This is a genomic window from Pseudoxanthomonas winnipegensis (assembly GCF_004283755.1).
GTDB classification, from domain to species: domain Bacteria; phylum Pseudomonadota; class Gammaproteobacteria; order Xanthomonadales; family Xanthomonadaceae; genus Pseudoxanthomonas_A; species Pseudoxanthomonas_A winnipegensis.
In genome coordinates this window covers 129744-142618 of sequence record NZ_SHMH01000003.1, presented here as the reverse complement: position 1 = coordinate 142618, position 12875 = coordinate 129744, and the positions used below count along the sequence as shown (strand labels likewise).

The following is a 12875-nucleotide window of genomic DNA, read 5'->3' as shown; positions in this document are numbered from 1 at the left end:
TATCCGTACAGATCAGCGCCAGGCCCAAGACACGACGGCCAGCAGTGCAACCAGGCCGATGATCATGGCGAACGCATAGTGGTAGAGGAAACCGGATTGGGTGCGGCGCAGCAGCTGCGAGGCCAGCTCGACCACGCGAGCGCTGCCGTTGACGAAGACGCCATCGATGATGCGGGTGTCGATCCAGCGCGAGATCCTGCCCAGCTGCAGACCGCCGCCGGCGAAGCCGTCGATCCACAGGATGTCAAAGCCGTACTTGGCCTCCAGGATCTTGACCAGACCGGAGAAGCGCTGGCGCAGCTTGGCCGGCCATTCCGGCGAGAGCACCAGGTACAGCACCGCGGCCAGGGCGAAGCCGGCCAGGGTCAGCCAGAACGGCACGCCCAGGAAGCCGTGCAGCGCGAAGGCCACCGGACCATGGAACTCCTCGGCCAGCGCGCCGACGGTGTCGCGCGCGGGATCGTAGAAATCGATGATGCCGGTGAAGAACTTCACGGCCTGGCCCGGCACGCCGCCTTCGGCGTGGTGGCCGGCCCAGTCGGTGCCGAACAGCATCGGACCGATGGTGAAGAAGCCGATCAGCACCGAGGGGATGGCCAGCAGGATCAGCGGCAGGGTCACCACCCAGGGCGACTCGTGCGGGATGTGCGGACCGTGGTGGCCGTGATCGTCATGACCATGGACCTGGGCCTCGGCATCGGTGTGCTCGGCATCGCCGTGCGCGTCGTGATGCGCGTGGTCATGGCCATGGCCGTGATCGCCGTGCGCCACATCGCGGAAGCGCTCGGCGCCGTGGAAGGTCAGGAACAGCAGACGGAAGCTGTAGAAGCTGGTGATCAGCACGCCGCCCAGCACCGCCCAGTAGCCGTAGGTGGCGATCCAGTTGTGCGAGACGTGCGCGTGGTGCGCGGCGGCCTCGATGATGGTGTCCTTGGAATAGAAGCCGGAGAAGAACGGCGTCCCGACCAGGGCCAGCGTGCCGATGATCATGGTCACGTAGGTGATCGGCATGTACTTGCGCAGGCCGCCCATCTTGCGCATGTCCTGCTCGTGGTGCATGCCGATGATGACCGAGCCGGCGCCCAGGAACAGCAGCGCCTTGAAGAAGGCGTGGGTCATCAGGTGGAACACGCCGGCGCTGTAGGCCGACACGCCCAGGGCCACCGTCATGTAACCCAGCTGGGACAGCGTGGAATACGCGACCACGCGCTTGATGTCGTTCTGCACGATGCCGATCAGACCGGTGAAGAAGGCCGTGGTCGCACCGATGAACAGGATGAAGTTCAGCGCGGTCTGCGACAGCTCGAACAGCGGCGACATGCGCGCCACCATGAAGATGCCCGCGGTGACCATCGTGGCGGCGTGGATCAGCGCCGAGATCGGGGTCGGGCCTTCCATCGAGTCGGGCAGCCACACGTGCAGCGGCACCTGGGCCGACTTGCCCATCGCGCCGATGAACAGCCCGATGCAGATCACCGTCATCAGCGACCAGCCGCCGATCCACTCGAACGCCTGCTGCAGGCCTTCGACCTGCGGCCAGACCTGGGCCAGCTTGGCGTTGGCGGCCAGCGGCGCGTAGGAGAACACGGTCGCGTAGTCCAGCGTGCGGAAGGCCATCAGCACCGCGGCGATGCCGAGCAGGAAGCCGAAGTCGCCCACGCGGTTGACCAGGAAGGCCTTGAGGTTGGCGAACACGGCCGTCGGGCGCTTGAACCAGAAGCCGATCAGCAGGTAGGACACCAGGCCCACCGCTTCCCAGCCGAAGAACAGCTGCAGGAAGTTGTTGCTCATCACGAGCATCAACATCGAGAAGGTGAACAGCGAGATGTAGCTGAAGAAGCGCTGGTAGCCCGGATCGTCGGCCATGTAGCCGATGGTGTAGACGTGCACCAGCAGCGAGACGAAGGTCACCACCACCATCATCATCGCGGTCAGGCGGTCGACCATGAAGCCGACATGGCCCTGGAAGCTGCCGACGTCGAAGAAGGTGTACAGGTTCTCGTTGAACGGCGACGCCCCGCCCCACACCAGCTGGTACAGCGTCCAGCACGACAGCGCGCAGCTGACGGCCACGCCCAGGATGGTGACGGTATGCGCGCCGGCACGGCCGACCTGCCGCCCGAACAGGCCGGCGATGATGCTGCCCAGCAATGGCGCGAGCACCACGGCCAGCAGCACGGACTTGGAAAGGAGAAGTTGGCCCGTCATCAGTACATCAGCCCTTGAGGGAGTCGACTTCGGCCACGTTGATCGTGCGCCGGCTGCGGAACAGCGCGACCAGGATCGCCAGGCCGATCGCGGCCTCGGCCGCGGCCACGGTGAGGATGAAGAACACGAACAGCTGGCCGGCCGTGTCGCCCAGCTGGCGCGAGAAGGCCACGAAGTTGATGTTGACCGACAGCAGCATCAGCTCGATCGACATCAGCAGCACGATCACGTTCTTGCGGTTGAGGAAGATGCCGGCCAGCGAGATGCAGAACAGCACCGCGCCGAGCGCAAGCAAGTGTCCGAGGGTGATCACGACTTGGCCTCCTGGGCACCGTCTTGGGCCGGGGTTTCGACGACCGGCGCCGCCGGGCGCACGGGTTCCATGCGCACCATGCGGAAGCGGTCGCGCGCCTTGACCCGGGTCTGTTCGGACGGGTCCTGGGTCTTGACGCCCTCGCGCTTGCGCAGGGTCAGCATCACCGCGGCGATCACCGCCACGGTCAGGATCACCGCGGCGAACTCGAACGGCAGCAGGAATTCGGTGAACAGCGAACGCGCCAGCCAGGTGATGTTGGAGGTCTCGGCGGCCGCGGCGGCGGCGTTGTCCGGCAGCGCGGCGCCGGCCTTGGCCTTGACCCCGATCAGCACCAGCATCTGCACCAGCATGACCACGGCCACCAGCAGGCCGACCGGCAGGAACCTGACCCAGCCCTGGCGCAGCTGGGCCACGTCGATGTCCAGCATCATCACCACGAACAGGAACAGCACCATCACCGCACCGACGTACACCAGGATCAGGGCCACGCCGAGGAACTCGGCGCCGACCAGCAGCCAGACGCAGGCGACGCTGAAGAAGGTCAGGATGAGGAACAGGACCGCGTGCACGGGGTTGCGCACGCTGATCACCGCGGCACCCGAGACAGCGGCGACGGCGGCAAAGATCCAGAAGCTGATGTTGATCCAGTCCATCTCGTCCTCAGCGGAAAGCGGCGTCGGCGGCGCGGCGTTCGGCGATTTCCGACTCGAGTCGGTCGCCGATGGCCAGCAGCTGCGGCTTGGTGACGACGTTCTCGCCACGGTTCTCGAAGTGGTACTCCAGCACGTGGGTTTCCACGATGGAGTCCACCGGGCAGCTTTCCTCGCAGAAGCCGCAGTAGATGCACTTGAACAGGTCGATGTCGTAGCGCGTGGTGCGGCGAGTGCCGTCCTCGCGCTTGGTCGAGTCGATGGTGATGGCCAGCGCCGGGCAGACCGCCTCGCACAACTTGCAGGCGATGCAGCGCTCTTCCCCGTTGGGATAGCGGCGCAGCGCGTGCAGCCCGCGGAACCGCGGCGACTGCGGGAACTTCTCCATCGGGTACATCATCGTGTACTTGGGCTTGAACGTGTACTTGAACGTCAGCCACAGGCCCTGCAGCAGTTCGAGCAGCAGCAGGCTCTTGAAGTAATGGGTGATCTTGTTCATGTCGGTCAGGCGCCTCGCTGGATGACGCCGTAGAACACCATCAGCGCGGTCACGGCGATCCACACGATGGTCAGGGGAATGAAGATCTTCCAGCCCAGCCGCATGATCTGGTCATAGCGGTAGCGCGGGAAGCTGGCGCGGAACCAGATGTAGGCGCTCATGAAGAACACGACCTTGGCGAACAGCCACGGCCAGCCGCCCTTCCAGACCCAGTCGATCCACGGCGAGACATCAGCGGTGACCCAGCCCTGGATCGGGCTCAGCCAGCCGCCCATGAAGAAGATCGAGACCAGGAAGCTGACCAGGATCATGTTGGCGTATTCGGCCAGGAAGAACAGCGCGAACGCCGAGCCGGAGTACTCCACCATGTGGCCGGCGACGATTTCCGATTCGCCTTCCACCACGTCGAACGGCGCGCGGTTGGTCTCGGCCACGCCGGACACCCAGTACACGATGAACAGCGGGAACAGCGGCAGCCAGTACCACTCGAACAAGCCGGCGTTACCGCGCTGGGCCTCGACGATGCTGGACAGGTTGAGACTGCCGGCGGCGATCATCACGCCGACCAGGGCGAAGCCCATCGCGATCTCGTAGCTGACCACCTGCGCGGCCGAACGCAGCGCGCCCAGGAAGGCGTACTTGGAGTTGGACGCCCAGCCGGCCAGGATGATGCCGTACACACCTAGCGAGGTCATCGCCAGCAGGTACAGCAGGCCGGCGTTGGCGTTGGACAGCACCAGCTGCGCGTCGAAGGGGATCACCGCCCAGGCCGCGAAGGCCGGCGCCAGCGTGATCAGCGGCGCCAGGACGTAGATCGTCTTCTGCGCGCTGGCCGGCTGGATGATCTCCTTGAACAGCAGCTTGAACACGTCGGCGAAGGCCTGGAGGATGCCCATGCCCACGTACATCGGCCCGTGGCGCACGTGCATCCAGCCGATCAGCTTGCGCTCCCAGACCACGTAGAAGGCCACCGTGATGATCACCGGCATGGTGATCACCAGGATCTTCAGCACGATCCACACGATCAGGCCGCCCGCGCCCAGGCTGAGCAGCCAGTCGCGCAGGGGGCTGACGCCATTGATCAACAGCTCGTTCATGCAGCCACCACCTTCACCCGGCCGGCGCCGATCGGCGCGGTGGCGCCGTGGCCCGACTCGATCCACGCCGACCCCGGCGCGACACGGTCATTGATCGCCACCGGCAAGGTGGCCGTTCCATCGGCGGCCTGCACCTTGGCCACCTGCCCTTCGCCCAGACCCAGCGCCTGCGCGTCCTGCGGATGCAGGCTGATGCCGGGCGCGGTGTTGAGCGGATGGGCCTGCAGCGCTTGCGCGCGGCGCACGAAGCCATCGGCGCGGTAGATGCCGCAGGTGGCGACCACTTCCAGCCCCTCGCCGGCCAGCGACGGCGCGGCCGAGGCCTTGGGCGTCACCGCGGCCGGGTTGGCCAGGCTGGCGCGCGCGCCGGCCAGATCGGTGAAGTCGAAGCCCGGCAGACCCAGCACGCCGCCCAGGGCGCGCAGCACCTTCCAGCCCTCGCGCGCCTCGCCCGGCAGCTTGCCGCCGGCCTGGGTGCGCTGCTCGACGCCATCGAGATTGGTCAGCGTCGCCTCGATTTCCGGCAGCGCGCCGATGGGGAGGATCACATCGGCCATGCGCCGGGTGGAGGCGCAGGCGAAGTGGCTGAACGCCACGACCTTGGCCGCGGTCAGCGCCTTCTGCGTGGCGAAGCCATGGGCGAAGTCCAGGCCCGGCTCGATGCCGTAGATCACATAGGCGGCGCGCGGCTGGGCGACCATGTCGGCCGCGTCGCGCGTGCTCGGCAGCACGCCGGCGCGGGCCAGGCCCACGGCGTTGGCGCCCTGCGGGATGCGGCACAGCGCCGCGCCGGTCGCCGCGGCGAAGTCGGCGGCGGCCTTGCGCAGCGCGGCGGCCTGCGGATGGTTCTCGGCCAGCGCACCGACGATCACCACCGCCGAGCTGGCGCCCTGCACCGCCTCGCGCAGCGCCGAAGCGCCCAGCGCATCGGCCAGCTGCGACGGCGGCACGATGGTCTTGCTGGCCGCGCTGAAGGTGAAGTCGAAGTCCACCGGATTGACCAGGTGCACCTTGGCGCCGTTGCGCACCGCCTTGCGGATGCGCTGGTGCAGCAGCGGCAGTTCGTGGCGCACGTTGCTGCCGAACACCACGATCGCCCCGGCCTTCTCGATCTGCGCCAGCGGCAGCCCGAACGGCTGCGCAACGGCGGCGTCGGACAGGTCGTTGGCCAAGATGCGATGGTCGAGGTTGCCACTGCCCAGGCCCGCGGCCAGGCGCGCCACCAGGCCGCCCTCCTCGTTCGAGGTGGCCGGGTGGACCAGCACGCCGAGCTCATCGCCGGCGTGGGCCTTGAGGATCTCGGCGGCGGCGGCCAGGCCCTCGGCCCAGCTCACTTCCTTCCACTCACCATCGACCTTCTGCAGCGGCTTGACCGCGCGGTCGGCGGCGTACAGGCCCTGGTGTGAGTAGCGGTCGCGGTCGGACAGCCAGCACTCGTTGACCGCCTCGTTGTCGCGCGGCACGGTGCGCAGCACTTCGCCGCGACGCACGTGCACGTACAGGTTGGAGCCCATCGCGTCGTGGAAGCCCAGCGACTCGCGCGCCTGCAGCTCCCATGGACGGGCGCGGAACTGGAACACCTTGTTGGTCAGCGCGCCGACCGGGCACACGTCGACCACGTTGCCCGACAGCTCGGTGGTCAGCGGCTTGCCGTCATAGGTGCCGATCTGCAGGTTCTCGCCGCGGTACATGCCGCCCAGCTCGTAGGTGCCGGCCACTTCCGCGGTGAAGCGCACGCAGCGCGTGCACTGGATGCAGCGGGTCATCTCGGTGGCGACCAGCGGACCGATGTCCTCGTCGGGCACCACGCGCTTGCGCTCGTTGAAGCGGCTGACCGAGCGGCCATAGCCCAGCGAGACGTCCTGCAGTTCGCACTCGCCGCCCTGATCGCAGATCGGGCAGTCCAGCGGATGGTTGATCAGCAGGAACTCCATCACGCTGCGCTGGTACTTGAGCGCCTTCTCGTTGCGCGTGAACACCTTGAGCCCGTCGCCGACCGGCGTGGCGCAGGCCGGCGAAGGCTTGGGCGCGGGGCGGCCGCCGACTTCGGTATCGACCAGGCACATGCGGCAGTTGGCCGCGATGGACAGCTTGTCGTGATAGCAGAAGCGCGGGATCGGGATGCCGGCCTTGTCGGCGGCCTGGATGATCATCGAGCCCTTGGGCGCGTACAGGACGCGGCCATCGATCTCGATGGTGACGTGATCGGGCGGGACGTTGGGATCGACCGGTTGGGCGCTCATGCGGCGGCCTCCAGCTGGACGTCGACGATCGAGCGACCGTTGACGATGTAGTACTCGAACTCGTCCCAGAACTGGCGCAGGAAGCCCTGGATGGGCCACGCAGCCGCCTCGCCGAACGCGCAGATGGTGTGGCCTTCGATCTGGCCGGCCACGGCCTTGAGCTGGTGCAGGTCTTCCATCGTGCCCTTGCCGGCGACGATGCGCTCCAGCACCCGGTGCATCCAGCCGGTGCCTTCGCGGCACGGCGTGCACTGGCCGCAGGATTCCTTGTGGAAGAACTGGCTGATGCGGCAGGCGAAGCGCACGCAGCAGACGCTGTCGTCCAGCACCACGATGGCGCCCGAGCCCAGGCCGGTGCCCAGCGCGCGCAGCGTGTCGTAGTCCATCTGCAGGCCCTTGAGCTGGTCGGCCTTGAGCACCGGCATCGACACGCCGCCGGGGACGGCGGCCTTGAGCTTGCGGCCCGGCTTGAGACCGCCGGCCATTTCCAGCAGCTCATCGAACGTGGTGCCCAGCGGCACCTCGAAGTTGCCGCCCTTGGCCACGCAGCCGGACACCGAGAAGATCTTCGGACCGCCGTTCTTGGTCTTGGACAGGCCCAGGAACCATTCCGGACCGTTGCGGATGATCGCCGGCACCGAGGCGTAGGTCTCGGTGTTGTTGATCGTCGAGGGCTTGCCGTACAGGCCGAAGTTGGCCGGGAACGGCGGCTTGTAGCGCGGCTGGCCCTTCTTGCCTTCCAGCGACTCCATCAGCGCGGTTTCCTCACCGCAGATGTAGGCGCCGGCGCCCAGCGCGGCGTAGATGTCGATGTCCACGCCCGAGCCGAGCACGTTCTTGCCCAGCCAGCCGTGCTTGTAGGCATCGGCCAGGGCCTGCTCGAAATGCTCGAAGGGCTCGTGGTGGAACTCGCCGCGCAGATAGTTGTAGCCCACGGTCGAACCGGTGGCGTAGCAGGCGATGGCCATGCCCTCCACCACCGAGTGCGGGTTGTAACGCAGGATGTCGCGATCCTTGCAGGTGCCCGGCTCGGACTCGTCCGAGTTGCAGAGGATGTACTTCTGCATGTCGCCCTTGGGCATGAAGGACCACTTCAGGCCGGTCGGGAAGCCGGCGCCGCCGCGGCCGCGCAGGTTGGAGGCCTTGACCATCTCGACCACGTCGGCCGGGCTGATCTTCTCTTCGAGGATCTTGCGCAGCGCGGCGTAGCCGCCGGTCTTGAGGTAGTTCTCGTACGACCACGGGGTGTCGTAGTGCAGCGTGGTCAGGCACACCTGATGCGGCTGCGGGGCGGGACCGACCGGGCCAGTGGAAGCTGGGTGGGAATGTGCCATGCGCTTACTCCAGGCCGTCCAGCAGCTCATCGACCTTTTCGGGCGTGAGGTGCTCGTGGTAGTGGCCGTTGATCACCATCATCGGCGCGGCCGAACATGCGGCCAGGCACTCCTCCTCGCGCTTGAGGAAGATGCGGCCGTCGGCGGTGGACTGGCCACGCTTGCAGCCGAGCTTCTTCTCGGCGTACTGCGCCAGTTCCTCGCCCCCGTTGAGCCAGCAGCTGATGTTGGTGCAGAAGGCGACGTTGTGGCGGCCGACCTTCTCCAGCTCGAACATCGAATAGAAGCTGGCGACCTCGTAGGCCCACACCGGCGGCAGCTCCAGGTACTTGGCCACGCCGGCGATCAGCTCGTCGGTCAGCCAGCCGCCGTTCTGCTCCTGCGCGGCGTGCAGGCCCTGCAGCACGGCCGAGCGCTTGCGATCCGGCGGGAACTTGGTCAACCAGTGGTCGATATGGGCGCGCGTGGCGTCGCTCAGCACGACCATCGGGTCGACGTGGCGCGCGTTCTCGAAATTACCCGTGGCCCTCATCGGTCCACCTCACCAAAGACAAGATCATAGGTACCGATCATCGCCACCACGTCGGGCAGCATGTGCCCGACCACGATCGCGTCCATCGAAGAAAGGTGCACGAAGCCCGGCGCGCGCAGGTGCACGCGGAAGGGCTTGTTGGCGCCGTCGGAGACCAGGTAGCAGCCGAATTCGCCCTTGGGCGCTTCCACCGCGCTGTAGGTCTCGCCGGCGGGCACGCAATAGCCTTCGGAGAACAGCTTGAAGTGGTGGATCAGCGCTTCCATGTCGTCCTTCATGGACTCGCGGCTGGGCGGCGCGACCTTGAAGTTCTCGATCATCACCGGGCCCGGGTTGGCCTTCAGCCACTTCACGCACTGGGCGATGATGCGGTTGGACTCGCGCATCTCGGCGATGCGCACCAGGTAACGGTCGTAGCAGTCGCCGTTGAGGCCGATCGGGATATCGAAATCCACCGCGTCGTACTTGGCGTAGGGCTGCTTCTTGCGCAGGTCCCACTCGATGCCCGAGCCGCGCAGCATCACGCCGGTCATGCCCCAGGCGCGCGCCTGCTCGGGCGAGATCACGCCGATGCCGACGGTGCGCTGCTTCCAGATGCGGTTGTCGGTCAGCAGGGTCTCGTATTCGTCCACGCGCGAGGGGAAGGTCTTGGTGAACTCCTCCAGGAAGTCCAGCAGCGAACCCTCGCGCGCGGCGTTGAGGTGCTTGAGCGCCTGGCCCTTGTGCCAGGGCGACTCCTTGTACTTGGGCATCTGCCCCGGCAGGTCGCGGTAGACGCCGCCCGGACGGTAGTAGGTCGCGTGCATGCGCGCGCCGGAGACCGCCTCGTAGCAGTCCATCAGCTCCTCGCGCTCGCGGAAGGCGTACAGCATCACCGCCATCGCGCCGAGGTCCAGCGCGTTGGAACCCACCCACATCAGGTGGTTCAGGACGCGCGTGATCTCGTCGAACATCGTGCGGATGTACTGCGCACGCACCGGCGCCTCGATGCCCATCAGGGTCTCGATGGCGCGCACGTAGGCGTGCTCGTTGCACATCATCGACACGTAGTCCAGGCGATCCATGTAGCCGATCGACTGGTTGAACGGCTTGGACTCGGCCAGCTTCTCGGTGCCCCGGTGCAGCAGGCCGATATGCGGATCGGCACGCACCACCGTCTCGCCGTCCATTTCCAGGATCAGGCGCAGCACGCCGTGGGCCGCAGGGTGCTGCGGGCCGAAGTTCATCGTGTAGTTGCGGATCTCCTGCCGGGCCTCGGCGGGATTGCTCGCGAAAGGCGCATGGGCCTGGTTGACGTGCGATGGCTGGATCTGTGCGCTCATGACTTCGACTCCCGCGCCGCGGCTTCGCCGGCGGCGGTCTGGTAGCGCGCGTCCTCACGGATCACGCGCGGCACGCCCACGCGCGGCTCGACCGAGGTCACCGGCTCGTAGACCACGCGCTTGCGCTCTTCGTCGTAGCGCACCTCGACATTGCCGATCAGCGGGAAATCCTTGCGGAACGGATGGCCCACGAAGCCGTAGTCGGTGAGGATGCGGCGCAGGTCCGGATGGCCGGAGAAAACGATGCCGAACAGGTCGAAGGCCTCGCGCTCGAACCAGTTGGCGCCCGGCCAGATGTCGGTGACCGAGGCCACCACCGGCACGTCGTCGTTGGGCGCGAAGCAGCGCAGGCGCACGCGGCGGTTGTGCTGGTAGGAGATCAGGTGCGCCACCGCGGCGAAGCGGTTGGTCGGCACCGGCACCTCACCGATGCCGCCGGCGTTGCCGTTCTCGCGGGTGGGGAACTCGCCCCAGGCGAAGCGGCCGACGGCCTTGCCTTCCACGCCGCGCGAGAAGCCCTGCGAGGAGACGTCCGAGGTATCCCACTCATCGCTGCCGTAGCCGAGGTAGTCCACGCCGCACAGGTCGGTGAGCTGCTCGAAGCCGAAGTCGTCGCGCAGCGCCAGGCACAGCTCGTGCCACAGCGCGTGCGGAACCTCGATGGTGGTCTCGCCCGAGGGCGAAACGGTCACGGCCGCGTCCGGGAAACGGGCGCGTAGCGTGTCGGTATAAAGGGCTTGCTCTGCCATGGGGGCTTTGCGTGCTCTGAAAGGAGTGGATCAGCGGGCGATGGTCTGGGTGCGCCAGATCTTCTTCTGCAGCTGCAGGATGCCGTAGACCAGCGCCTCGGCCGTGGGCGGGCAGCCCGGCACATAGACGTCGACCGGCACGATGCGATCGCAGCCGCGCACCACCGAGTAGGAATAGTGGTAGTAGCCGCCGCCGTTGGCGCAGCTGCCCATCGAGATGACCCACTTCGGGTCCGGCATCTGGTCGTAGACCTTGCGCAGCGCCGGGGCCATCTTGTTGACCAGGGTGCCGGCCACGATCATCACGTCGGACTGGCGCGGGCTGGGGCGGAACACGACCCCGTAGCGGTCCAGGTCCAGGCGCGCGGCGCCGGCGTGCATCATCTCCACCGCGCAGCAGGCCAGGCCGAAGGTCATCGGCCACATCGAGCCGGTGCGGGCCCAGTTCATCAGCGCATCGACGCTGGTGGTGACATAGCCTTTTTCCAGCAGCGGGTTGTCGCCTTCCGGCCGCAGGATGTCGTCCACCCGCCCTTCCGGGATCGGGTTGGTCATCAGCTTGTCGATGGTTTGGATCACTCCCATTCGAGCGCTCCCTTCTTCCAGACGTAAATGAAGCCCAGGAACAGCATGCCCACGAACAGGCCCATGGTGACCAGGGAGCGCGCACCGATGTCCATGAACACCTGGGTCCACGGCACGATGAAGATGATTTCCAGGTCGAAGACGATGAACTGGATGGCGATCAGGTAGTAGCGCACATCGAACTTCATGCGCGCGTCCTCGAATGCCTCGAAGCCGCATTCGTAGGGGGAGAGTTTCTCGGCGTCGGGGCGACGCGGGCCGATGAGGCGACCGATGATCATCAGCGCGATGCCGATGCCGGTGGCGACGATCAGGAAAAGCAGGTTCGGCAGGTAATTGGCCAGCACTCGCAGTTCTCTCTTTTAATTCCCGCGACCGGGGCACAGTCTACTGCCGCAGTGCGGCAGAAGCGTGCAGAGGTCGCTGACGGGTCCAGCCTTGCGGATCCACCGTGTTGACGGGCCGGGCGCGGGACCTCGGCAGTGCCCTGCCATCCCGATCCGGCCCGGCATGGCCGGGCGCTTCGCCGCGTGTCCTTCCGCTTCTCGTACCGGACACTGCTGCGAACCTGACAATTGTAGCGGTCACTGAACTGCCGAGTAAACGATTTCGCGGTTTTGGATCGTGCCGCGAATTCGCCATCCTTGCCGGCGCCGCGACAGGCCCGCAGCGCCTGGCCGGGGCTCCCGCGGCGACGGCGACGGAAGGGCTCTTCATCAGAGCACGGGGACGCGAAGCGGCTCATGGCGCGCTTCGACGGCGAAAAGCGCACTTCGCCGCCCAGCCTCGACCCCGCCGGGCGCGACTCCTCGGCTCGGTCCGCCATCTACGGCGAACTCGCCACCGCAGGCCACCCCTGGCCCGCTCTCCGCGCCCCCTGCCGGGTCGAGGCTCCGCGGCGAATAGCTCAGGACGTCTTCCAACTCGAAGGCATCGAGCAAGCGCCCTGCCCCCTCCCTTGCGCGCAGCGCAGGGGAGGGCTGGGGTGGGGTGCTTCTACTGTTGCTGTGCTTCGATGGCTTGCCCGGTAAAGCCTCGACCCCTCCCCAGCCCTCCCCTTCGCCTATGGCGAAAGGGAGGGGGCCTCAAGTCGATAGTTTCCTGCCACTGATCGCGATGCGCGCGAGGCAGGGGTTCGAGCACCCTCGCAAACCGAAGCCCTGTGACCTGACGCGCGAAGCAGCGGCCGGCGGGCGGTGGCCGCGCCTAGCAAGGCAGGATGCCGAGCGCCCGAACCAGGGCAGGATGCCCCGACCGAGGGAAAAGCGGCCACTGCCCGCCGGACTGCTGCCCCTGTCGAAGCCAGAGCGCGAAAGCAACGCCGTTCTTGATCGCAAGGC

At 66.9% G+C, this 12875-nt stretch carries 12 protein-coding genes; all 12 read right to left on the bottom strand.

Annotated features, from left to right (window positions below):
* Positions 1-12: 12 nt before the first annotated feature.
* From nuoL to EAT51_RS06870, 12 genes are read right to left on the bottom strand one after another with little or no spacing between them, the layout of a single operon-like run.
* On the bottom strand, positions 13-2208 hold the full coding sequence (gene nuoL / locus EAT51_RS06925; protein WP_130521776.1) for an NADH-quinone oxidoreductase subunit L: 2196 nt from the start codon (positions 2206-2208) through the stop codon (positions 13-15).
* Between the two features lie 7 nt (positions 2209-2215).
* A complete protein-coding gene (gene nuoK, locus EAT51_RS06920) occupies positions 2216-2521 on the bottom strand; it encodes an NADH-quinone oxidoreductase subunit NuoK (RefSeq protein WP_130521777.1) in 306 nt (101 codons plus the stop codon).
* The gene (locus EAT51_RS06915; RefSeq protein ID WP_130521778.1) at positions 2518-3177 is read right to left on the bottom strand and encodes an NADH-quinone oxidoreductase subunit J; all 660 of its coding nucleotides are present in this window, start codon (positions 3175-3177) and stop codon (positions 2518-2520) included. Before EAT51_RS06915 ends, nuoK begins: the two co-directional genes overlap by 4 nt.
* A gap of 7 nt (positions 3178-3184) precedes the next feature.
* Positions 3185-3673, bottom strand: a complete 489-nt coding sequence (nuoI, locus tag EAT51_RS06910) for an NADH-quinone oxidoreductase subunit NuoI (protein ID WP_130521779.1) — start codon at positions 3671-3673, stop codon at positions 3185-3187.
* 5 nt (positions 3674-3678) lie between these two features.
* Positions 3679-4770, bottom strand: a complete 1092-nt coding sequence (gene nuoH / locus EAT51_RS06905) for an NADH-quinone oxidoreductase subunit NuoH (RefSeq protein WP_130521780.1) — start codon at positions 4768-4770, stop codon at positions 3679-3681.
* A complete protein-coding gene (gene nuoG / locus EAT51_RS06900) occupies positions 4767-7013 on the bottom strand; it encodes an NADH-quinone oxidoreductase subunit NuoG (RefSeq protein ID WP_130521781.1) in 2247 nt (748 codons plus the stop codon). Before nuoG ends, nuoH begins: the two co-directional genes overlap by 4 nt.
* The gene (gene nuoF, locus EAT51_RS06895) at positions 7010-8347 is read right to left on the bottom strand and encodes an NADH-quinone oxidoreductase subunit NuoF (protein WP_130521782.1); all 1338 of its coding nucleotides are present in this window, start codon (positions 8345-8347) and stop codon (positions 7010-7012) included. The genes nuoG and nuoF overlap by 4 nt, the downstream gene beginning before the upstream one ends.
* A 4-nt stretch (positions 8348-8351) precedes the next feature.
* The gene (gene nuoE / locus EAT51_RS06890; RefSeq protein ID WP_130521783.1) at positions 8352-8879 is read right to left on the bottom strand and encodes an NADH-quinone oxidoreductase subunit NuoE; all 528 of its coding nucleotides are present in this window, start codon (positions 8877-8879) and stop codon (positions 8352-8354) included.
* A complete protein-coding gene (locus EAT51_RS06885) occupies positions 8876-10201 on the bottom strand; it encodes an NADH-quinone oxidoreductase subunit D (RefSeq protein WP_130521784.1) in 1326 nt (441 codons plus the stop codon). The genes nuoE and EAT51_RS06885 overlap by 4 nt, the downstream gene beginning before the upstream one ends.
* Positions 10198-10950, bottom strand: coding sequence for an NADH-quinone oxidoreductase subunit C (locus EAT51_RS06880; protein WP_130521785.1), 753 nt, complete (start codon positions 10948-10950; stop codon positions 10198-10200). Before EAT51_RS06880 ends, EAT51_RS06885 begins: the two co-directional genes overlap by 4 nt.
* 30 nt (positions 10951-10980) lie before the next feature.
* Positions 10981-11535: a NuoB/complex I 20 kDa subunit family protein gene (locus tag EAT51_RS06875; RefSeq protein ID WP_130521786.1), complete on the bottom strand. Its 555-nt coding sequence runs from the start codon at positions 11533-11535 to the stop codon at positions 10981-10983.
* The gene (locus EAT51_RS06870) at positions 11526-11882 is read right to left on the bottom strand and encodes an NADH-quinone oxidoreductase subunit A (RefSeq protein WP_130521787.1); all 357 of its coding nucleotides are present in this window, start codon (positions 11880-11882) and stop codon (positions 11526-11528) included. Before EAT51_RS06870 ends, EAT51_RS06875 begins: the two co-directional genes overlap by 10 nt.
* Positions 11883-12875 lie beyond the last annotated feature (993 nt).